Consider the following 23,005-nt stretch of genomic DNA (forward strand, 5'->3'; position numbering starts at 1 on the left):
AATTATGAATACATTTCTGATTACATTTGGTGTTTTTCTTGCTGTAATCGCAGCGATGTCAATTGGTTACATTATCCAAAAGAAAGTTGTAAAAGGTAGCTGTGGTGGTTTGGGGGCTGTTGGTATTGATAAAGTATGTAACTGCCCTGAACCTTGTGATGCGCGTAAGAAGCGTGAAGCACGAGAAGCATACCGTGAAGAGAAACTAGCAGAGCGTCAACAGAAAGAAGCGTCTTGGAATAAAGATCGTATCGCTTAACTGATGATAGCTATTAGGGGGCAGAGTTATCTCGCCTCCAGAGAATTTAGAATGAAAAGCTCAAGACGACTGTCTTGAGCTTTTTTTGTTGTGGTGAACTTTTTTGGGGTGGGATTTCGGTCGTTTTAAACCTAGTAATAATTTACTATACTATACTGTTTATAGATACAGTTGTAAGGTTGAGCTATTCTTAGATGTCTAGTGTGGTTGAAGATAAAATAAGAAAGATAATCCATGTCGATATGGATTGTTTTTACGCGGCTGTCGAAATGCGTGATAACCCTGCTTATCGAAATCGACCACTGGCTGTAGGTGGTCATGAAAAGCAGCGTGGCGTTTTAAGTACGTGTAACTATGAGGCTCGCAAGTTTGGAGTTCGTTCTGCTATGCCCACAGGGAAAGCGCTACAGCTTTGCCCTAACTTGTTGGTTGTCCCAGGAAGGATGTCGGTTTATGTCGAGATATCTAAAAAAATTCGAGAAATTTTTTCTCGATACACTTCGATGATTGAACCTCTCTCTTTAGATGAAGCATTTCTTGATGTTACAGAGTCGAAAAAGTGCCATGGTTCGGCAACACTGATCGCCGAATCGATTCGGCGTGATATATGGAGTGAACTCAACCTCACGGCTTCTGCAGGTATTGCTCCGATAAAGTTCCTAGCGAAAGTCGCTTCAGATATGAATAAGCCAAATGGTCAGTTTGTTATCCCTCCGCAAGACGTGCAAGCGGTGATCGACCAGTTACCACTCGAAAGCATTCCCGGTGTCGGCAAGGTGAGCATTGAAAAGTTACATCAAGCTGGCTTCTTTACTTGTAAAGATATCAAAGAATCTGACTATCGAGACTTACTGCTCAAGTTTGGCCGTCAAGGTGCATCACTTTGGAAGCGCAGCCATGGTATTGATGACCGAGAAGTGATTATTGAGCGTGAAAGAAAGTCGGTAGGTGTGGAGCGAACCTTTACTCAAAACATATCGACCTACGCAGAATGTTGGCATGTGATTGAAGACAAGTTGTTTCCTGAACTTGAAACTCGCTTAGAAAAGGCTAGCCCAAGCAAAGCGATCATCAAGCAAGGTATTAAGCTCAAATTTGCTGATTTTCAGCAAACCACGATTGAGCACATACATGCTTCACTTGATCGCGAACACTTCAAAGAACTGTTAAGTGAAATACTGAAAAGGCAACAAGGACGAGAAATACGCTTACTTGGTTTGAGTGTGGTGTTACAACCGAAAGACCAGATGCGTCAGCTGAGTTTCTTTTAAGGAAAGGCGTTGAGACTTTAGGTTTAGAAGTGTTGTTTGATACCGACTAGACTTTACAGCCTAATCGGTTTTTTCTAAAAGCAAAGAAAAAGAACTTGGCTTACCTAGGTAGCTGTTTAACTCGAGCTAAAGTATCACTGAATGGTTGTTGTTCGAGCTTACCGTAACCGTTCATCTTGCTCGCTTTAAGTTTAGTTGAAAGCGGAGTGGCGATTCCGCATAAAAAACGAGTAATGGCTTCGTCGGTAATCAATTGTTGGCTCTTAGATATAAACTCATGAATCCATGTTATCACCGTCTCATCATCAATAGGTTCAACATCAACAGTGGGTAATATTGCGACTTGACCGCGACATACTGAACAGTGTCCACAATTGGTAGGGGCTTTGTCGTCGGCAAAGTAACTCGCAAGGCGTGAGCTTAGACAGGTGTCGGATTCAAAGAAGCTCAGCATCTGATCGAGGCGATTAATTTCACTGCTCTCTTTTGCCTTAAATAGCTCAGTTAGGCGTTCAGATAGTTGCATCATATCTTCAGAGGTATTATGGATTGCGTAGACATCTGTGATCTGCTTGCTTTCCAGTTCGATCCAACCTTGTTCATTGAAGTAATCGATAGCCGCGATAACACGCTGACGATCCGCTTGGAAGTGTGTCCAAAGTGCGTCGAAATCGACTTGGCACCAGACTCTTGCTTGGGGCGAGCATTGGAAAATTGCTTCTACGAAATTACGACGCTCCCCTTGGAATGGTTCAGAGATCTGCTGCTTAGGACGAATGAACTTAAATTTGTAATCAGCGAAGTAGCTGTATTTAGGCTCAATCACCCCTTCAATTTCGAGGTACACCAGTAGTGTCTTTAATGGCAACTGACGAATGTTGGACTCACGTGATAGTTGGTTGAGCATGATTTCCCATTGGTTTGCGCCAGAAGCACCAATTTTCTGGTTCTCGTAGATCTCCTTCAATACCGCTTGGATTGCTATGTTGTCTGGCGTGTCGCCAAAGACGAAGTTCTCTAGAGTACTTAGGCCATATTTGTTAGCGAGTAAAATACATTCAGATGGCTGACCATCTCGTCCCGCTCTGCCTATCTCTTGCGAGTAGTTCTCTATCGATTTTGGGAGATCGAAGTGAATAACTCGGCGAATATTGGATTTGTCGACGCCCATGCCAAAGGCAATCGTCGCCACGATACAGTTCACGTCGTCATTCATGAATTGGTGTTGAATTGCATCTCTGTTTTCTGGCTTAAGACCAGCGTGATAAGCCACGGCGTTAACGCCAGCATTACGAAGCTGCTGTGCGACCATTTCTGCTGTTTGTTGAAGGGTGACATAAACAATGGTTGGCGCCTGAGATGCTTGGTTAACAACATTACACAAGGTTTCTAGCTTGCTGGTTTGTTCACAAGGTTGAATCGACAGGTCGAGGTTTTGGCGATAAAAGCCTGTAACTACAACACGTTCTTCATCAATATCGAATTTAGACTTCATATCGTGGATCACTGTGGTGGTTGCAGTTGCCGTGAGTAGAAGTACTTGAGGGATATTGAGCTGCTTTTGGTACTGGGGAAGCTTCAGGTAGTCTGGTCTAAAGTTATGGCCCCACTCTGAAATACAGTGTGCTTCATCGACCACAAGTAACGAGATTGGCACTTGAGAGATAAATTGGCGAAATCGTTCATTCTTCAGTCGCTCAACGGAGATCATTAGGATTTTGGTGTCACCGTTACGTACTGACTGCATGACTTGTTGTGTCGTTTGTCTGTCTTGGCTTGATTCTATTGCGGCTGCGCTGATGCCTTTATCGTGTAAGAAGCTGAGTTGATCTTTCATTAACGCTAATAGTGGTGATATCACTAAGGTTAAATGAGGTAACTCCAACGCTGGTAATTGATAACAAAGCGACTTGCCTGAACCCGTCGGGAATATAGCGGCAGTTGAATGACCAGATAGAACATTATCAATGACTTGCTTTTGCCCATGACGCAGTGAATCGAATCCGAATACTTGTTTTAGCTTCTGCTCAATCATTTATGCTCTACCTGAATTATTAAGTGTTGTACTGATGCTAAAGCAGCGCTTATTGGTGATAGCGTCGCTCAATGAATCAAATGTCTTGCACCTGATTGTACCTAATTCTATTCTGTAGCTCCTATAGAAAAGCACCCCAAAAGTATGAATAAGTCTGAGCTTCGACAAATAATCTTAGAACAACTCGAATCCCGATTACGTATCGCACAATCTGCTACTCAACGAGCTATTGACGCTGCGACCGATGAAGAAACTGTGCCAGAACATAAGTATGATACATTGGCACTAGAAGCTTCATATCTCGCCCATGGTCAAGCGATGCGAGTGCAAGAGTGTGAAGATGATATCCAGTGCTATCGGAATCTAGTATTACGTGACAGTGAAAAGATTACAGTAAGCAGCTATGTTGTGGTTATTGACGAAAATGATGAATATAAACACTTTTTCATTGGACCGAGAGTCGGAGGGCTTTCTGTTACGTGGAATCATCATGAGATCGCTATCGTTACGGTGAATGCACCCTTTGGTAAGGCTCTGATGGGCAAAGAAGTTGGTGATGAGATAGAGTTTAAGGTCGCTGACAAACTGTTTTGTTATGAAGTTGTGTCTATCGATTGAATGACGCTCGATATAAAACGTTTCTCTGACAAAGAATTATAAATCACGGGTATAGTTCTTTGTCAGATTGATGAGAGGATGTTATGAAAAACAATGTATTAATTGCATCACTAACAGTTGCAATAGCTGTTGTGAGCTTGCCAACGTTTGCAGCTCAGTGTCGAGTTGATTTGAAGAATGAATTACGAATCGATGATCAAAAAGTCGAAATCCACCAAGTGAATGGTGATACTGCTGTCTTTGATAACAATAATGATCTCTATATTCATGGTGAAAAGGTTGAACTCGATGCTGATCAACAAGCAGCGATAGAGAAATACCGTGACAACATGAGTGAGTATTTACCACGAGCGAAACAAATGGCTAACGATAGCCTAGCGCTAGCCAATGACGTTATTGATGACATCGCGGTTAGCCTCGATTCCCCTGAGTCTTTTGATAATGTAAAAAATTCCATGAAAGAGTACTTCGCTGAACTAGAAGCTCGTTATTATAAAGACGGTGAGTTAGTGCTGCCAGCTAATAGTTTTGACTCGATGGCCAATGGTTGGTCTGAAGATTTCGATAAGGCTAAGAAAATCTTTAACCAAGAGTTTATCTCTAGCGCTTTTAATGCGATGTCAGAGAAAATGAAGCAAGAGGGTGGATTAAATCTTACCGAGTTGGCTGATAGTATGGCTGAATTAAAGCTCACAGTAGAAGAGAAAATGAAAGAGCATGCTCAACAAGTAGAAGAAGAAACGGCTGAGTTTTGTGATTCTCTAGATGAGATGGCAGAACAAGAGCAAGAGCTGCATGACATCATTCCGAACCTAAAAGATTATCAGGTATTTACGATCTAACCTGAAGTGGATAGGAATAAAAAGAGCACCGATTGGTGCTTTTTTTGTTTCTATTGGATTGAGTTGATAAGGTTATTTTAGTGTTGGTTAGTTTTGAGGTAGAGGGCTATTTGGTTTTCTCGATGTATTTAAATTAATAAAACTGGCTTTCTGTTAATTTGGTGGTTCTAAATAGTGAATTAACTATAAAAATTAGCGAATTATTCATTTATTGGTTGTGCCTAACATTACTTTTTATTATTGTACTTCTAAACTAGTTCGCTGATTTTGATGTGAGAGATATGGAGCAACAATCTTCCTCTTCAAGAGAGCATTTTAGCTCTCGTTTGGGTTTTATTTTAGCAGCGGCTGGTGCCGCTGTTGGTTTGGGAAATATTTGGGGCTTCCCAACCCAAGTTGCCAGTAACGGTGGTGGCGCTTTTCTCTTAGTCTATTTGTTCATGATCTTCGTGGTTGCTTTTCCAATGCTGGTGGTTGAGATGGCGATTGGGCGTCATGGTCAAGCGAACCCTGTCGATAGCATGCGCTCTTTAACTAAAAAACCTTTAGGCAAAAAAGTCGGTGAATTTGTCGGCTGGATTGGCCTAAGTGTCCCAAGTGCAGTATTAGCTTTCTATAGCATTGTTGGTGGGTGGTTGATCTGTTTCCTGATCGGTGCTGTTGCTGACCTGATTGGCCTAGAGATTATTGCGGATTGGTTTAAAGGTTTCAGTGTTGAGCGCAATGTATTTGGTACCGTGGCGTTCTATGTACTGACTATTCTGATTGTACAGGGTGGTGTTAAGCAAGGTATCGAGAAGTGGTCGACGCGTTTGATGCCTGCACTGTTTGTGTTGTTCGGTTTATTGTTTGTTTATATCATGACGCAAGCTGGCGCGATGGAAGGCCTAAAGCACTATTTAGTGCCAAACTTTGAAAAGGTGTGGGATAGAAAACTGATTCTAGCAGCGATGGGACAGGGATTCTTCTCGCTCACCATTGGTGGATGCTCAATGTTGGTTTATGGTTCTTACTTAAGCAAGAAAGAGAATCTGCCAAAAATGGCAATGAACGTTACTTTGGTTGATACCGCGGTTGCTTTTATTGCGGGTTTGGTCGTAATGCCTGCAATGTTTGTCGCGATGCAAAAAGGTGTTCAAATCTATGCGGAAGATGGCTCGTTGTTAAGTTCTGATACTTTAGTGTTCACGGTTTTGCCTTTGATGTTTGATAGTTTAGGTGTACTTGGTCAGATCTTCGCAATTGTCTTCTTCTTGTTGCTAACGATTGCAGCCCTTACTTCTTCAATTTCGATGCTGGAAGGGCCTGTAGCGCTAGTGAGCGAGCGTTTCAATACCAGACGAACGGCAACGAGTTGGGTGATTGGTGGTGCTATTGCATTGTTCAGTGTGGTGATTGTTTACAACTTTGCTGCGATGTTTGGCATGGTTGCGATGATAGCGACTCAATACCTTCAACCGATTGCAGCACTGATGTTCTGCCTGTTTGGCGGCTGGGTGTGGAGCCGAGCTTCAAAAGTGAAAGAGCTTGAGCAAGGCTGTCCTGATTTTCAACTTGGCTGGTTTGGTAAAGTGTGGCCAATGTATGTGAAGTTCGTATGCCCAATCTTAGTGGCAACGGTTATTTGGGCTTCTTTCGGTTAGTAACCATTTACTGCCTAGAGCATTAGACGTGTAGTTCAAGGCCACTCTTATTGAGTGGCCTTGTTGTTTTTATGTCGAACAAGCTTGTTTTACTCGATAGAAAAAAGGCGCTGAACATACAGTTCAGCGCCTTTTCAATTTTGGTTTAAGCTATGTGATTACTTAATTTCCATACCTTGAGCTTGCAAGTCGGCATGGTAAGAAGAACGTACAAACGGGCCACAAGCGGCGTGAGTGAAGCCTAGTTCAAGAGCAATCTCTTTTAGTTCATCGAACTCAGAAGGCGGCACGTAACGTTCTACTGGTAAGTGGTGACGGCTTGGCGCTAGGTATTGGCCTAGTGTCAGCATAGTTACACCATGTTCACGAAGGTCTTTCAGTACTTGAACGATCTCTTCTTTAGTCTCACCAAGACCCATCATTACACCTGACTTTGTTGGAATATCAGGGTGTTGCTCTTTGAATTTTTTCAGTAGATCAAGAGACCACTTGTAGTTCGCACCTGGGCGCGCTTTACGGTATAGACGTGGCGCTGTCTCTAGGTTGTGGTTGAAAACATCTGGCGGGTTGTCTTTCATTAGATCAAGTGCAACGTCCATACGACCACGGAAGTCAGGAACCAGTGTTTCGATACGAATATTTGGGTTTTGTTCACGAATTTCACGGTTACAGTCAGCAAAGTGCTGAGCGCCACCATCACGTAGATCATCGCGGTCAACTGAAGTGATTACTACGTACTTCAGTTTCATGTCTTTAATCGTCTTAGCCAGTTTCTTCGGCTCTTCTGCTTCAGGAGCAACCGGGCGACCATGGGCAACATCACAGAACGGGCAGCGGCGAGTACAGATAGCGCCAAGAATCATAAACGTTGCCGTACCGTGGTTAAAGCACTCGGCTAGGTTAGGACAAGACGCTTCTTCACAAACTGAATGTAGGTTGTTTTTGCGCATTGCAGATTTGATTTCTTGGATACGATGGCTGTCTGAAGGCAGTTTAATCTTCATCCAGTCAGGCTTGCGTAGAACTTCTTTCTGTTCAGCAGGCATATTCTTTACGGGAATTAATGCCATTTTGTCAGCGTCACGATATTTAACGCCTTTTTCCATTTGGATTGGTTTGCTCATGATTTTATGCTTCTGCTGTAATGTTACTGGTGGCTTGAATGTCTACTTGGTCATAATCGAGTAATTCTACAAGCTCTTGTATTAACTGTTGCTCAACGTTTTCTAATTCACTTGGTCCACCGAGTTGGCTTACTTGTGCCATTTCCATACCTTGGTAACCACATGGATTAATGCGTAGGAAAGGAGACAGATCCATATTAACGTTGAGTGCTAGCCCGTGGAAGGAGCAGCCGCGTCGAATGCGTAATCCGAGTGAACAGATCTTCTTGCCATCGACATAAACACCAGGAGCGTCAGGTCGGGCAGCTGAATCTATATTGTAAGCTTTCATAGTATTGATTACGAGGTTCTCGATATGAGTCACCAAATCACGTACTCCGAATTTCTTGCGGCGGATATTAATCAAAAAGTAAGCGACTAACTGACCCGGGCCATGATAAGTCACTTGGCCACCGCGATCGCTTTGTACCACAGGGATATCACCAGCATTTAATACATGCTCAGCTTTACCTGCTTGTCCTTGAGTGAAGACAGGGTTGTGTTCAACTAACCAAACTTGGTCTACATCTTCTTCTGTGCGTTCGTCTGTGAACTTATGCATGGCTTTCCATACAGGTTCGTAATCCTGACGACCTAATTTTTTTACAATTAGCTTATTTTGCAAATCAGCACTCCCTCAAGGATTAACAAAGTGAACGCATTATAAACGCGAAACATGATTCTAACTACAGACGGACTGCAAGGTTTTTCAACTTTCTTTGTATTTATTTAAAATTAAGTTGAATGAATTCGGCATTGATAGAAAGCTCTAAATAAAAACAGCGGCAATAAGCCGCTGTTTTTCATGCGTAATCGAAAACTACAGAACCATCCGAACGATTTCGATCTCGCCCAGTTCTTTATATAGTGTTTCTACTTGTTCGATTGATGTCGCAGTAATATTGATAGAAACGGAGTGGTAGTTACCTTTCGCACTCGGTTTTAGCGTTGGACTGTAGTCACCAGGAGCATGACGCTGGATCACTTCTAGCACTAGCTCAGTCAGTTCTGGCTTAGCGTGGCCCATTACCTTGTAAGTGAATGAACAAGGGAACTCTAAGAGGTCTTTTAGTTTTGCATCAGAATTGATGTTCATGATTAGCTCCAAAAGGCTAGACTCTCGCAAATTGGCGATATGTCGATAAAAAGCGTGTTCGGTCAACAGACACGAGTAATAAGGCGGAATATTACGTGTAAATATCATCGAACTCAAGATCAACAAAAGCCGCACATAGCGGCTTTTTTTTCGCTAATGAGTAAATTATGAACTTACTCATTAGGTTAGCTCTGTAAGAAGTTTAGGTATTGTTTAGAACAAACCTTTAACTCGTTAGAAGAAACCTTTGAAAAGCAGTACCAAGTAGTCCCACAGACGGCTAAATAGGCTGCCTTGTTCTACATTTTCAAGTGCGAGCAGTGGGTATTCAGCAACGTCTTCACCGTCTACTTGATAGAATAGCTTACCTACAACATCGCCTTTACTGATTGGTGCTTCTAGCTCTTTTTCAAGAACGAAGCTTGCCTTTAAGTTCTTCGCTTGACCACGAGGAAGAGTGACGAAAGTATCTTCGTCTACGCCTAAAGCAACGGTATCTTGGCTACCCATCCAGATCTTCTCTTCTACGAAGGTTTCACCGGCTGTATGTGGTGCAACTGTTTCGAAGAAACGGAAACCGTAGCTCAGTAGCTTTTTGCTTTCTGTCTTACGAGCGTTTGTATTCTTAGTGCCCATAACAACAGCAACTAAGCGCATTTTTCCTTCTGTCGCTGAGCTTACTAGGCTGTAACCTGCGTTGTTCGTGTGGCCAGTTTTTATGCCATCAACGTTCATGCTCTTGTCCCACAACAGACCGTTACGGTTGTATTGGGTTATGCCATTGTAAGTGAATTTTTTCTCTGAGTAGATACGATACTCATCAGGAACGTCGCGAATCAGCGCCTGACCAAGTAGCGCCATATCATAAGGCGTTGAGTATAGGTTTGGGTTATCTAAACCGTGCACGTTAGCGAAGTGCGTGCCTTTCATGCCGATAGAGCTTGCCCATGCGTTCATTAGATCAACAAATGCGTCTTCAGATCCGGCAATGTGTTCGGCCATAGCAACACAAGCATCATTACCTGATTGAATAATGATTCCGCGGTTCAGTTCTTCAACTTTAACCGTTGTACCCACTTCAACGAACATTTTAGATGAATCTGGGAAATTTTTAGCCCAAGCATTTTCGCTGATTACAACGTCGTCGTTCAGGTTGATGTTACCACGATCAAGCTCTTGGCCAATCACGTAGCTCGTCATCATCTTGGTTAAACTTGCTGGAGAAAGTTGAGTATTCATCTCTTTCTCGGCTAGTACTTTGCCCGAATGGTAATCCATTAGAACAAAACCTTTAGCGGCGATTTGGGGTGCGTCAGGAACAACAATAGGAGCGGCGAATGATGATGTAGCTATTGTTGCTGAAAGCGCAACAGAAGTAGCAAAAATCGATTTAACAAGTTTATTAGATTTAATCATTTTGAATGCAATTATTTGGTTAACTATTCATATCTTAACAGAATCACTCTGTCACACCAGAGCGCTGATTACCAGAAGTAACTGTTAGATTAATTAGCGAGTTAGTGTGTGTTTTTTTATATAAGCTGACGGGTAACCCATAAGCTTAACCTGTTTTAATTTCTCTTGAGTCAGCGCATAGTCATGAAATGGCCCAAGCATCAGACGGTAGTTATCATCATTTGACTGTAAGAAGGTTGCTACTGCAAGCTTTCCACCTAGATCTTTGGCTAAGTTCTCAGTTCTGTCTTTATGCCGAGATGTGGCAACCTGAATGATAAATTGAGGTAAAGTGGCTTTTTTATTCGCATCGGTCGGCATAGCGACTGTGATGACTTCAATCTCCACATTAGCCGTGCCCGTTCTCAAAACATCGAGCTTGTAAGCCGCCGCATAACTAAGGTCAATGATTCGGCCTTCATGAAATGGGCCGCGGTCATTGATACGAACAATCGTGGTTTTGTTATTGTCGGTATTCGTCACTTTTACATAGCTTGGAATGGGTAATGTTTTGTGCGCTGCAGACATCGAATACATGTCGTAGATCTCGCCATTAGACGTTAAATGACCATGAAATTTCTTACCGTACCAAGAGGCTTTGCCTTTCTCAGTAAACCCTTGGGTCTTTTGTACTATTTTGTAGTTTTCGCCACGCAGAGTGTAATCCGTGTTACCACCTAAGCTGTACGGTTCATACTGAGGGTGAGCGTCCTCTAAATGCTCTACCGAGATAGGTGCGTCTGGTGCAATATCTGAATCAATATCGTAGCGGCCTGTTGGCTGCTGTGAAGAACAACCATTAATTAAAATCGCTAGCCCTAAGATAGAGACTATTTTTTTGATTGGCAGTTCATCAACCAAGGATGCTTTTTTTGGAAACGTTTTAATAGACATCGATTAGGTCGCCTTTGAGAATGCTTTTCTATGTGTATGGATAGACATTAAAATACCAAAACCAGCCATAAGGGTAACCATTGAAGTACCGCCATAACTAACCAGAGGAAGGGGGACACCTACAACTGGAAGGATGCCACTTACCATGCCAATGTTTACAAAAATATAGACGAAGAAGCTCAATACAATACTGCCGCCCATCATTCGGCCAAAGGCCGTTTGTGCTTGGCTCGCAAGTATTAATCCGCGTCCAATAATAAACAGGTAAATAGCAAGCAAAAACAAAATACCAATCATGCCCCACTCTTCGGCAATTACTGCAAAAATGAAGTCGGTGTGTCGTTCTGGGATAAACTCCAGTTGAGACTGCGTGCCTTGCAGCCAACCTTTTCCTGATATCCCACCCGAACCTATCGCAATCTTACTCTGAATGATGTGGTAACCCGCACCTAATGGATCGGATTCAGGATCAAAAAGGGTTCTTACCCGTACTTTTTGATATTCGCGCATCAAGAAGAACCACAGAATTGGAATGAACGCGCCAAGAGCAATTGCGGCACTGGCGATGATCTTCCAGCTAATACCTGAAAGGAATATTACGAAGATACCTGACGCAGCGATGAGTATCGATGTTCCTAAATCGGGTTGCTTAGCGATTAAAATAGTCGGTACAAGAACCATGACTAAAGAGAGTGTCAAGGTCTGTAAGGTGGGCGGAAGTGAGCGCTTACCGATAAAACGTGCCAGCATCAAAGGTACCGCAAGTTTCAATAGTTCAGAAGGCTGGAATCGAACAAAGCCGAAGTTCAACCAACGCTGTGCACCTTTAGAAGCCTCACCAAAAAATAACACCCCCAATAGTAGAATGACACCAACAGCGAACAGCAGTGGAGCTAAGGTTTCGTAGGTACGAGGAGAAATTTGCGCTAAGAAAATCATAACCCCCAAGGAGAGTGCCATGCGCATGGCCTGGCGATCCATCATTGCCAGGCTTTGACCACTCGCGCTGTACATTATCAGTAAGGCGAAGCCCATTAAAGCTAGGATACCGAGTAATAGTGTTAGGTCGATATGTAGCCTTTCAAATAAGGCTCTGTTTCTCCCTGTTGAAGGATCAAGTTTCATTATTTTGTTGCCTTACTGTCGTCATCTTCTGCAAGGATAATATGGTCTAGGATTTGTCTTACTACTGGCCCACCATTTGATGAACCGCCACCTGCATTTTCTAAAACAATGGTGACTACGGCTTCAGGGTTTTCAAAAGGAGCGTAACCAGTAAATAGAGCGTGATCGCGTAAGTGCTCGGCAATCTCGTCAGCGTTGTATTCTTCATTCTCCTTCAAGCCAAAGACCTGTGCTGTTCCTGACTTCCCCGCGGTTTGGTAAGACATATTTCGGAATGAGCGTCTTGCCGTACCTTTACGCCCATGGTTTACCAACCTCATACCTTCTTGCGCTATATCCCAGTACTTTTGTTTAACACCGGTAATAGGGGGGTAAGTTACGATCTCTGATATTGTTTGTTCATCGAACGGCTGGGCATTCTCAATCGTCGAGCGCAACAAGTGAGGTGCTGTCACTTTACCTTCGTTGACTAATACAGAGGTGGCCTTGGCGATCTGCATAGGTGTGGCTGTCCAGTAGCCTTGGCCAATACCAACAGGAATGGTATCACCTTGATACCAAGGCACACGGTGTCTTGCCATCTTCCATTCACGAGTAGGCATGTTGGCTTTACTTTCTTCGTAAATATCGATCCCAGTGTAGTCCCCAAAGCCAAATAGCATCATCCACTTAGATAAACGATCTATGCCTAGATCAAAGGATATTTGGTAGAAGAACGTATCAACAGATTCTTCAATGGCTTGGACAATATCAACTTTACCGTGTCCCCAGCGACGCCAATCACGGAACGGTTTTGTTTTCGAGTTTGGTATCTTCCAATAACCGGGGTCATTACGCGTTGTATTTGGCGTTATTACGCCCTCTTGCAGAGCTGCAACGGCAATGAACGGCTTGATAGTAGAAGCTGGTGGATAAATACCTAGTGTTGCACGGTTAACCAAAGGTCTATCTTTGTTTTGTAATAAGGCGTTGTAACCTTTTGAAGATATACCATGAACAAAGGCGTTTGGGTCATAGCTTGGGCTGGAAACCATAGCCAGTACACCGTTATCTTTCGGATCGAGAACGACAGCTGAACCACGACGGCCATCAAGTATTTTATGCACATAAAGTTGTAGGTTGATATCGAGGTTGAGAACAATATCTTTACCTGGAATGGAAGGAACAAATTTTAATGTGCGAATGACTCGACCACGGCTGTTAACTTCGACTTCTTGGTAACCCGCTGTTCCATGCAGCGTATCTTCGTAGTATCTTTCAATACCTAGCTTACCAATGTCACGAGTCGCTTGATAATTGGCGTATTTCTCTTCGCGCTCTAGTCGTTGTATGTCTCTGTCATTGATACGAGATACGTAGCCAATAACGTGGGTCAGTACATCACCATACGGATAAAAACGCTTTAGTGTGCCTGTCACTTCAACGCCCGGGAACTTGTGCTGATTTACGGAAAAAACCGCCACTTGCTCTTGAGTCAGTTGGTTTAAAATTGGAACGGATTTAAAACGTCGTGAGTTTCGGCGATCACGATTAAAGCGCTCGATACGTTCTGGCGGAATATCGATTAAAGTTTGTAAACGGACGATAGTATCATCCATATTTTTAATTTTTTCTGGTGTAACTTCTAAGTTGAAAACTGGACGGTTTTCAGCAAGAAGGACGCCATTGCGATCGTAAATCAAACCGCGATTGGGGGCGATTGGAACGACCTTGATACGGTTGTCGTTGGAGCGAGTTTTATAGTCCTGATACTGGTTGACCTGAATGTTATACAGGTTAACAACCAACATCGACATCATGACTATGATCCCTATAAACGCAACAAAAGCACGACTAGTAAATAGTCGTGCTTCTGCTTTGTAATCACGGATTTGGCTACGTTTACGTAACATTAACACTTATTCTCGATGATACGGATGGTTAGCGGTAATGCTCCAAGCTCGATACAAGCTTTCAGCCATGATAACGCGTACTAATGGGTGAGGCAGAGTAAGTGCTGACAGAGACCAACTTTGGTCGGCAGCCGCTTTACATGCAGGGGCTAACCCTTCAGGTCCGCCAATTAAGATTGAAACGTCACGTCCATCCAGCTTCCAGCTTTCTAATTGCTCAGCTAGTTGAGGGGTATCCCACTTGCGTCCTGGGATATCGAGCGTGACAATGCGGTTGCCTTTTGGAACCGCAGCCAACATCGCTTCGCCTTCCTTTTGAAGAATGCGTGCTATATCGGCATTTTTCCCGCGCTTTCCCGCAGTGATTTCAATGAGTTCTAATGGCATATCGTGAGGGAAGCGGCGTTTGTATTCTTGAAACCCTTCTTCAACCCACTTTGGCATTTTTGTACCAACTGCGATTAACTGGATCTTCAAAGCTTAGCCCCAAAGTTTTTCTAGTTGGTATAGCTCACGATGTTCTTCTTGCATAACGTGTAGCATGCTTGTGCCCATATCGAGAACGACCCATTCACCTTCTTGCTGACCATTAATACCGAGTGGTTGCATACCTGCTTTACGCACTTCATCTGCAACGTGCTGTGCAATGGAGGCAACATGGCGTTTAGAGGTACCAGTACAAACAATCATGTAATCAGTCACACTTGATTTGCCTTCTACATCGATAGTCACTATCGATTCTGCTTTCATGTCGTCGGCTTTGTCTGCAAGAAAATCTTTTAGTTCTTCACGTAACACAGGGTGTTCCTTTAATCTGAATGTAGCTTTGCTTAGGGTCTATTGACCTTAGAATATAACACGCTTTTATGCGTGAGATGGTATTGAAGCTGAAGGGATACAAAACTCTACGCTTAACTGATGAATTAGTGGCCAAGGCGATTGCTCATATTGGGTTTTTGTCATCAATTCTGCTTGAGTGAGCAGCGCGAACAGGGAGTGTAATTGAGAAATCGAAACTCTTGTTAGCGCGGCGTTATAAAGCGGCTTTTTAGATTGCCAGATGCGGTGTTTTTCGAAGATCTGACCAATCGGCATCTGTTTCATTTGTTGCTGCATTTGCAACAACAAAGAAAGTTCACGTTGTACGCTGCGCAGCAAAATGACTGGCTCAACACCTTCCGCTTCGAGTTGCCTTAAGATTCGTTGTGCGCGATTGCCTTTACCTGCCAGCAATGCATCACTCCAGTGGAAAGGAGTAAAGTGGTTGTGTCGACTCAGCGATTCTTCTAAGCGTACTAAAGTGAGCTTTCCATCTGGGTATTGCAGTGCTAGTTTTTCTAGGCTCTGAGTCAGTGCAAAAAGGTTCCCCTCGTGCCACTGAGCCAGCATTTGAATGGCTTCAGGATCTGGCGACAAGCCGATTTGACGACAACGAGCCTGCACAAATTGAGGCAATCGGCTGATATCAGGAGTTAAACAGCTGACCCAGTGCCCTTGATTAGAGAGCGCTTTAAACCACTTAGCATTCTCTTGAGCTTTGGTTAGCTTAGTACCAATTAAAATTAACAAAATATCGCTGTGAATATGCTCAGAGATGGCGAGCAGTTCTTTCGCTATTGCAGCATTCACACCTGATTCTGGCAGTTCCAGCTCGATTATTTGACGGCTAGAGAACAGGCTCAATGCCTGAGTGCAGTCATAGACTTGATTCCAGTCGAGGCTATTATCAATCACAAAACGGTGACGTTCTTCGAAGCCTTGCTCTTTGGCTGTCTTTTGAATCGCTTCTCGGCTTTCTTGCAGCAGCAAAGGCTCGTTACCAAAAATGAGGTAAACGTTGCTTAACTGCTTAGCAAGTTGCTCTGGTAGACGATCAGCAAAAATACGCATTAAATAAACCTATTGCTCGACAGTTACACTGGGCTCAGCATCAGATGCTGCACTGGCGTCGATCTCAACGTCGTCAATTTCGATGTTCTTGATGTTGTACTGTTTCTCAAGTTCTTTCACTTGAACATTACCTAAGGCTTCTAGGTCCATACTGCCAGCTGCAATAGTCGCTTTTAGGCGAGCCATTTGGCGAAGGATCTGACTGGTTGCAAGCTTACGCATCTCATCTTCAATCATTTCTCGCTCAACCGATTTTGCTAATGCTGTTAACGGGTTATCTAGGTAACTACGGGTTACGCTCGTTGAGAACGTTTTTGAACCAACCTCTGGGATGGTTACGCGATAAGAAGCGCGGAATGTGAGTTCTTTTTCTGCCGCACGTGTATTTTGGTAAAGAGACAGAGTGCGCTCGCCTACGCTTTCGCTAATGATATGCAGGTTAGGAGTGTTCTGCGCAGGTGGCACAATTTCTACATCATTCATGCGTAGTTGACCTTTCATCATACGTGTAAACGTGCTGTATTGGTCGTAACTGGTCACAGAGATCTTGTTGAGTTCTTCTGGTACGGAGTAATCACCACGCAGGTGGAAGCCACACGCACTCAGTAGGCTTACGGTTAAAACAACAATAGTAACTTTCAATGAAGATAGTGAAATCAGGCGCATTATTTGATGGCTCTCATGAAGGTAGAATACTTATTTAAAGGCTTTAGTTTCTTCGAGTCGTGTGGCTCTGAATGGAAAGCGCTTAAATAAGTAGACAGGGTAATTCGTTCCCCTGTCTACAGACTACTAAAAACGAAATAAGTTCGTTACAGCAGTTATATATGCGAACTAAAACCAGTGAGCCAGTTTTAGCCTGCAACTGTTAGTTTGCCAATATTAGTTAGCAACGATGTTCAGAAGCTTGCCAGGTACGAAGATAACCTTACGGATAGTTAGGCCATCTAGGAACTTCTTAGCGTTTTCATCGTTTAGACCAAGTTCACGAACTTGCTCTTCGGTCGCATCAGCAGCAACCGTCAGTTTCGCACGTAGCTTACCGTTGATCATGACAACGATAGTTTTCTCGTCTTCCACTAGCGCTTTCTCATCGAAAGTTGGCCATGTTGCTGAGTCTACGTTTGATTCACCCAGCGCAACCCACATTTCGTAAGAGATGTGTGGAGTCATTGGGTAAAGCATGCGAACGACAGCTTTTAGCGCTTCATCAAGGATTGCACGATCTTGTACCGACTCTTGAGGTGCTTTCGCTAGCTTGTTCATCAGTTCCATGATCGCAGCGATTGCTGTGTTGAACGTTTGGCGACGGCCGATATCGTCCGTTACTTTCGCGATAGTCTTGTGGATGTCACGACGAAGTGCTTTTTGGTCACCAGACAGAGCAGAAGCATCAACAGATTCAGCTGTACCCTTAGAAGAGTGAGCGTGAACTAGTTTCCAAACACGTTTAAGGAAGCGGTTTGCGCCTTCAACGCCAGATTCTTGCCACTCAAGTGTCATATCTGCAGGAGAAGCAAACATCATGAATAGACGTACTGTGTCAGCACCGTACTTGTCTACCATCTCTTGTGGGTCGATACCGTTGTTTTTCGACTTAGACATCTTGATCATGCCTGAGTGTTCAACGTCGCGGCCTTGGTTGTCGACTGCTTTTTCGATGCGACCTTTACCGTCACGATCGATAGTCACATCAGTAGGAGCAATCCACTCTTTCGTGCCTTTCTCGTTCGTGTGGAAGAACGCGTCAGCTAGAACCATACCTTGACATAGAAGTTGCTTGAACGGTTCATCAGACGTTACGTAACCTGCGTCACGTAGCAATTTATGGAAGAAGCGAGAGTAAAGCAGGTGCATACACGCGTGCTCAATACCACCAATGTATTGGTCCACTGGTAGCCAGTAGTTTGCTTTCTCTGGATCTAAGATATCGTCAGCTTGTGGTGAACAGTAACGAGCGTAGTACCAAGAAGACTCCATGAACGTATCGAATGTATCAGTTTCACGTAGCGCAGGTTCGCCGTTGAAGGTTGTTTCTGCCCAAGACTTGTCTGCTTTGATTGGACTAGTTACGCCATCCATTACCACGTCTTCTGGAAGAATAACGGGTAGTTGGTCTGCTGGTACTGGGTGAACTTCACCGTCTTCAGTGGTTACCATTGGGATTGGCGCACCCCAGTAACGTTGACGAGATACACCCCAGTCACGTAGACGGAAGTTTACTGTCTTCTTACCTTTGCCTTCAGCTTCAAGCTTCGCAGCGATTGCATCGAATGCTTCTTGGAAAGCAAGACCATCGAATTCACCAGAATCGAACAGCACACCTTTCTCTGTGTAAGCTGCTTCAGACACGTCTAGCTCAGAACCGTCTTCAGGCTTGATTACTGGGATGATGTCGATGCCGTACTTCGTTGCGAATTCGTAGTCACGTTGATCGTGAGCAGGAACCGCCATTACCGCACCTGTGCCGTAATCCATAAGAACGAAGTTGGCTACGTATACAGGAACCACACGACCGTTAAGAGGGTGGATAGCCGTTAAGCCAGTATCCATGCCTTTCTTTTCCATCGTCGCTAGTTCTGCTTCAGCCACTTTAGTGTTACGACACTCTTCAACGAATGCAGCAAGCTCTGGGTTGTTTTGCGATGCTTTCTCTGCAAGAGGGTGACCTGCAGCGATACCCACGTAAGAAACACCCATTAGTGTGTCTGGACGCGTTGTGTAAACTTCCAGTGGCGCTTCTTCACCGTTAACAGCGAAAGATAGCTCAACTCCTTCAGAGCGGCCGATCCAGTTGCGCTGCATGGTCTTAACCATTTCAGGCCAACCTTCAAGGTTGTCTAGATCGTCGAGTAGCTCTTGTGCGTACTCAGTGATCTTAATGAACCACTGTGGGATTTTCTTTTGCTCTACTGGGGTATCACAACGCCAGCAGCAGCCATCTTCTACTTGCTCGTTTGCCAGTACCGTTTGGTCGTTTGGGCACCAGTTAACAGAAGAGGTCTTCTTGTAAACTAGGCCTTTTTCGTAAAGCTTAGTGAAGAACTCTTGTTCCCAACGGTAGTACTCTGGAGTACACGTTGCGAATTCACGGTTCCAGTCGTAACCAAAGCCTAACAGCTTAAGCTGGTTTTTCATGTACTCGATGTTTTCGTAAGTCCATGGTGCAGGCGCTGTGTTGTTCTTAACAGCTGCGTTTTCTGCAGGTAGGCCGAACGCATCCCAACCAATTGGCTGCATTACGTTTTTGCCTTGTAGACGTTGGAAACGAGATACCACATCACCGATGGTGTAGTTACGCACGTGACCCATGTGCAGTCGGCCACTTGGGTACGGGAACATAGACAGACAGTAGAATTTTTCTTTGTTTGGGTCTTCACTTACAACGAAAGTTTCGCTGTCATCCCAGTGTTGTTGAACCTTTTGTTCAATCTCTTGCGGGTTATATTGTTCTTGCATCGATGGTATCCGGTTATCTTGGAATTTGTGAGTTCGGTTAGAACAGAATCTTACAGATCGTCATAGAATACCTAAAGGAGCTTAGTACAACAATAGTTATACCCTTCATACTTGCAGTTGCACCATGGTTGATTGCGTAAATTCAACCGTATTACTTAAGACAGCTATGCTTAAGGGTATGAATTGCATTTGTTTGTGAGGGATTGCTTGCTTAGCTGTATACCAGTTACCTAAGATAAAGGTTTGTAATCTTAAGGAGGTTGTTTATGCCGAAGAAAAAAGCACTCTATGAAGAAGTCGTCGAAGAGGTAATTGAAACGCTGAAGCATAGCCCCGAAGAGTTCAACAATAAAATTGAAACGTCAGGTAAGTTTGCTAAAGCAGCCAATGATATGACCAAAGACGAGTTATCATTGATTTCAGCGTATGTTAAGTCGGACTTGAAAGAGTTTTCTGAAAGTTACGAAGAGAGTAAAAGCGGTCCATTTTATTTGATGATTGCAGACTCTATTTGGCAAGGTCTGTTAGATATCACTGATCGAACTAAAGTGGAGTGGGTTGAACTGTTCCAAGACCTGGAGCACCAAGGTCTGTATCAAGCTGGTGAAGTTATTGGTTTAGGTACACTCGTATGTGATGAGTGTGGGAATCAAACGGAATATAACCACCCAACAACCATTATCCCTTGCATTAAGTGTGGTTCGACTGGATTTAGCCGAAAGGCATTGAAACCTTAGCTTTAGCTGCTTTCTCTTCTAAACTGCTTATGTAATAAAGATGAAGGTTGATGCTCTCACATCAACCTTTATCTTGTCTTTAGTCTTTTTGTCTTCTCACCAGCCAACCGACCACCAAGCTCAACAAAGCCCAGATATACAGCGGCCAAGTACCGACCACGTGATAAGGGGTTTGACCATCTGTTGAAACAAGCTCAGCTTTTAATACTGCGGTTTCAAACTGAGGTATCTGTTTGATGATCTTGCCTTTGTGATCTGTCACAGCCGTTACGCCATTGTTGGTAGAGCGAATAAGAGGCTTGCCGAGCTCTAGAGCACGCATTTGAGCGATTTCCATATGTTGCAGAGGCCCAATTGAACGACCAAACCACGCATCGTTAGAGAGCGTTAAGATAAAGTCTGTCTCATCGGTAACATTTCGCCTTACTTGTTCATTAAAGATTATTTCATAACACAGCGCAGGGGCAAGATGGCGACCATTAGAAACGATGTTTGGTTGAACATAATCACCACGGCTAAACGATGACATTGGCAAGTTAAAGAAGGGAGCTAACGGGCGCAGGATCTCTTCAAACGGTACAAACTCACCAAATGGCAATAGGTGATGTTTATGGTAGCGTTCGTTTGGATCATAGCTATATTCGCCGTATGGGTTTACTCCTAGTGACAGAATACTGTTGTAGTACTTCTTATCTTCAGACTGATTTAGCACACCGGTGATGATTGAGCTGTTGTTCATCTTGGCTGCGCTGTCTAAGTTGCGTAAGAAAGAAGGGATCTCAACCTCAAATGCAGGGATCGCCGCTTCAGGCCAGATGATGATATCAGCACCCCAGTTTTCTCTGCTCAGGTCGGTGTATTTCATCATAGTTGGCCAGCGATGACTGGGTAGCCATTTACTGTCTTGAGCGACGTTACCTTGGATTAATACGACTGACGTTGTTTTGTCTGGGTTCGGTGTCACCCAATCGATGTTTCGAATACCGAAACCTGCACTAAACACGATGGCAGGGATGATGCTGACACTCCATGCTTTGTTGATAACCGTATAGGCAAGTGCGGAGGCTGAAATAATGATCGCCAGAGTGACCAGTTCTACACCGCCAATAGGTGCGAATGAGCCTAACGGAGAATCGATTTGGCTGTAGCCTAACCATAACCAAGGGAAACCAGTCATTACCCATCCACGCAGCCAATCACTGATTAACCACAATGCTGGCGCCGCGAGGAAATATCGACTGAGACTATTGGCAGGAAAAAACTTGTTTAGACTCCAAGTAAATAGACCCGAATAAACAGCTAGGTAGCCAACAAGCAATGCCATTAAAAACAGGTTGGCTGCCAGCGGCATTCCACCAAAGCCATCAATGCTGACATATACCCAGCTGATACCTGTTGTAAATTGGCCTAAACCCCATGCATAACCAATCCAAAGCGCACTTTTAGGTGATCGGTTGTGGATCAGCAAAAGTAATAAGGCTGGGCTGAGAATAGCAAGAGACCATATCGAGTATGGTGCAAACGAAAAGGTTGTTATAGCGCCAACAAAAACGGCCGCAAGCGGCCGTAATAGGCGATGAATAAAGGTCTTAGTCATCTAATTTCTGTCATCTCTTTTGAGAGAAGTGGTTATTCTTCAGTAGTCGGAAGAGGTTGCTCATCAGGAACGGTTACCTGTAGCTGGATCACGCGACGATTATCCGCTGATGTTATTTTGAAATGGTAGTTGTCGATTTCTACTACTTCTCCACGAACAGGCAGATGACCGAGAGCTGTCATCACCATACCACCCACAGTATCCACTTCATCATCACTGAAGGTTGTGTTAAACGTTTCGTTAAACTCTTCAATGGTGGTTAAAGCTTTAACCGAATAGGTATGCTTACTCAGCTTGCGAATATCTAGCTCTTCTTCATCGTCAAACTCGTCTTCTATTTCACCAACGATTTCTTCGAGGATATCTTCAATGGTGACTAGGCCAGAAACACCGCCAAACTCATCGACTACGATAGACATGTGGTAACGCTCTTCTTGGAACTCCTTAAGTAGGCGATCAACTCGCTTACTTTCCGGAACAACCACGACAGGGCGAATCACTTGTTCGATATCAAATGGGGCACTGTCTGAACCTAGATACTTAAGTAGGTCCTTCGCTAATAGAATGCCTTCAACATGGTCTTTATCTTCACTGATCACTGGGTAGCGAGAGTGTTGAGCATCAGTAATAAGCGCAGTCAATGTATCTAAGTCATCGGTGCGTTCAACTGTAACCATTTGAGAGCGAGGCAGCATGATATCGCGTACTCGCATCTCTGAAATCTCCATAACACCTTCGAGCATGTCGCGAGTGTCGTGGTCAATTAGGTCATTAATTTCTGAGTCGCGGATAATATCTACGAGCTCTTGGCGGTCTTTCATTTCGCCTTGAAATAGTTGGCCTAGGCGTTCAAAGAAGGACTTTCTACTCGGACCTTCAGATTTTTTACTTCCCTCAGAAGTGGGGGGGTTACCTTCGTTCATGATTTCTCAAAAAATAACGCTACCAGAAGTGTGATAGCACACATTAAAACTCAGATTCCTGTAAAAACAACAGGTTCGATGAGTTATTGTTTCTCTGCAATCTGCT

General features: G+C 43.9%; 21 protein-coding genes. 6 read left to right on the plus strand and 15 right to left on the minus strand.

The window, feature by feature from the left end:
- Window positions 1-4: 4 nt before the first annotated feature.
- Both nqrM and dinB read left to right on the plus strand, forming a co-directional pair.
- Window positions 5-259 (plus strand): (Na+)-NQR maturation NqrM, encoded by a 255-nt coding sequence (nqrM, locus tag OCT63_RS14230; protein WP_004735214.1) that lies wholly within the window; start codon window positions 5-7, stop codon window positions 257-259.
- A 194-nt stretch (window positions 260-453) separates the two neighbouring features.
- Window positions 454-1,530, plus strand: a complete 1,077-nt coding sequence (gene dinB, locus OCT63_RS14235; RefSeq protein ID WP_161673115.1) for a DNA polymerase IV — start codon at window positions 454-456, stop codon at window positions 1,528-1,530.
- A gap of 100 nt (window positions 1,531-1,630) precedes the next feature.
- On the opposite strand, the gene OCT63_RS14240 is transcribed toward dinB, so the two are convergent.
- Entirely contained in the window at window positions 1,631-3,565 is a 1,935-nt protein-coding gene (locus tag OCT63_RS14240) for a RecQ family ATP-dependent DNA helicase (protein ID WP_269983920.1), read from the minus strand.
- A gap of 144 nt (window positions 3,566-3,709) precedes the next feature.
- On the opposite strand from OCT63_RS14240, the gene OCT63_RS14245 reads away from it, so the two are divergent.
- The 3 genes from OCT63_RS14245 (at window position 3,710) to OCT63_RS14255 (ending at window position 6,668) form a co-directional block, all read left to right on the plus strand.
- Entirely contained in the window at window positions 3,710-4,183 is a 474-nt protein-coding gene (locus OCT63_RS14245; protein ID WP_161673119.1) for a GreA/GreB family elongation factor, read from the plus strand.
- Between the two features lie 83 nt (window positions 4,184-4,266).
- Window positions 4,267-5,025: a YggN family protein gene (locus tag OCT63_RS14250; RefSeq protein ID WP_269983921.1), complete on the plus strand. Its 759-nt coding sequence runs from the start codon at window positions 4,267-4,269 to the stop codon at window positions 5,023-5,025.
- A gap of 281 nt (window positions 5,026-5,306) precedes the next feature.
- Entirely contained in the window at window positions 5,307-6,668 is a 1,362-nt protein-coding gene (locus OCT63_RS14255; RefSeq protein WP_161673122.1) for a sodium-dependent transporter, read from the plus strand.
- 158 nt (window positions 6,669-6,826) lie between these two features.
- On the opposite strand, the gene lipA is transcribed toward OCT63_RS14255, so the two are convergent.
- From lipA to leuS, 12 genes are all read right to left on the minus strand, one after another.
- Complete coding sequence (gene lipA / locus OCT63_RS14260) at window positions 6,827-7,792, minus strand: lipoyl synthase (protein WP_046224568.1); 966 nt, start codon at window positions 7,790-7,792, stop codon at window positions 6,827-6,829.
- Window positions 7,793-7,796: 4 nt separating this feature from the next.
- A complete protein-coding gene (lipB, locus tag OCT63_RS14265) occupies window positions 7,797-8,456 on the minus strand; it encodes a lipoyl(octanoyl) transferase LipB (RefSeq protein WP_017056781.1) in 660 nt (219 codons plus the stop codon).
- A 195-nt stretch (window positions 8,457-8,651) separates the two neighbouring features.
- The gene (gene ybeD / locus OCT63_RS14270; RefSeq protein WP_026084358.1) at window positions 8,652-8,930 is read right to left on the minus strand and encodes a DUF493 family protein YbeD; all 279 of its coding nucleotides are present in this window, start codon (window positions 8,928-8,930) and stop codon (window positions 8,652-8,654) included.
- Window positions 8,931-9,161: 231 nt separating this feature from the next.
- Window positions 9,162-10,343 carry a serine hydrolase gene (locus OCT63_RS14275; protein WP_082710346.1) on the minus strand — a complete coding sequence of 394 codons (1,182 nt, stop codon included), beginning with the start codon at window positions 10,341-10,343 and terminating at the stop codon, window positions 9,162-9,164.
- Window positions 10,344-10,436: 93 nt separating this feature from the next.
- Window positions 10,437-11,276, minus strand: a complete 840-nt coding sequence (locus OCT63_RS14280; protein ID WP_060468450.1) for a septal ring lytic transglycosylase RlpA family protein — start codon at window positions 11,274-11,276, stop codon at window positions 10,437-10,439.
- A gap of 3 nt (window positions 11,277-11,279) precedes the next feature.
- On the minus strand, window positions 11,280-12,401 hold the full coding sequence (gene rodA, locus OCT63_RS14285) for a rod shape-determining protein RodA (protein ID WP_017056784.1): 1,122 nt from the start codon (window positions 12,399-12,401) through the stop codon (window positions 11,280-11,282).
- Complete coding sequence (mrdA, locus tag OCT63_RS14290; protein WP_060468596.1) at window positions 12,401-14,293, minus strand: penicillin-binding protein 2; 1,893 nt, start codon at window positions 14,291-14,293, stop codon at window positions 12,401-12,403. Before mrdA ends, rodA begins: the two co-directional genes overlap by 1 nt.
- A gap of 6 nt (window positions 14,294-14,299) precedes the next feature.
- A complete protein-coding gene (gene rlmH / locus OCT63_RS14295) occupies window positions 14,300-14,770 on the minus strand; it encodes a 23S rRNA (pseudouridine(1915)-N(3))-methyltransferase RlmH (protein ID WP_017068506.1) in 471 nt (156 codons plus the stop codon).
- Between the two features lie 3 nt (window positions 14,771-14,773).
- A complete protein-coding gene (rsfS, locus tag OCT63_RS14300; RefSeq protein ID WP_017056787.1) occupies window positions 14,774-15,091 on the minus strand; it encodes a ribosome silencing factor in 318 nt (105 codons plus the stop codon).
- A gap of 66 nt (window positions 15,092-15,157) precedes the next feature.
- A complete protein-coding gene (gene holA / locus OCT63_RS14305; protein ID WP_060468449.1) occupies window positions 15,158-16,183 on the minus strand; it encodes a DNA polymerase III subunit delta in 1,026 nt (341 codons plus the stop codon).
- Between the two features lie 9 nt (window positions 16,184-16,192).
- A complete protein-coding gene (locus OCT63_RS14310) occupies window positions 16,193-16,849 on the minus strand; it encodes an LPS-assembly lipoprotein LptE (RefSeq protein ID WP_269983922.1) in 657 nt (218 codons plus the stop codon).
- Between the two features lie 216 nt (window positions 16,850-17,065).
- Window positions 17,066-19,642 (minus strand): leucine--tRNA ligase, encoded by a 2,577-nt coding sequence (gene leuS / locus OCT63_RS14315; RefSeq protein WP_269983923.1) that lies wholly within the window; start codon window positions 19,640-19,642, stop codon window positions 17,066-17,068.
- Window positions 19,643-19,908: 266 nt separating this feature from the next.
- Between leuS and OCT63_RS14320 the strand changes: the two genes are divergently transcribed.
- Window positions 19,909-20,379, plus strand: coding sequence for a zinc ribbon-containing protein (locus OCT63_RS14320; RefSeq protein WP_017056791.1), 471 nt, complete (start codon window positions 19,909-19,911; stop codon window positions 20,377-20,379).
- A gap of 79 nt (window positions 20,380-20,458) precedes the next feature.
- On the opposite strand, the gene lnt is transcribed toward OCT63_RS14320, so the two are convergent.
- Together lnt and corC are read right to left on the minus strand one after the other, a co-directional pair.
- Complete coding sequence (gene lnt / locus OCT63_RS14325) at window positions 20,459-21,976, minus strand: apolipoprotein N-acyltransferase (protein WP_269983924.1); 1,518 nt, start codon at window positions 21,974-21,976, stop codon at window positions 20,459-20,461.
- A 32-nt stretch (window positions 21,977-22,008) separates the two neighbouring features.
- Window positions 22,009-22,899, minus strand: coding sequence for a CNNM family magnesium/cobalt transport protein CorC (gene corC, locus OCT63_RS14330; RefSeq protein WP_017056793.1), 891 nt, complete (start codon window positions 22,897-22,899; stop codon window positions 22,009-22,011).
- Between the last annotated feature and the right edge of the window lie 106 nt (window positions 22,900-23,005).

The sequence above is a fragment of the Vibrio sp. RW genome (assembly GCF_027587105.1).
GTDB classification, from domain to species: Bacteria; Pseudomonadota; Gammaproteobacteria; order Enterobacterales; family Vibrionaceae; genus Vibrio; species Vibrio toranzoniae.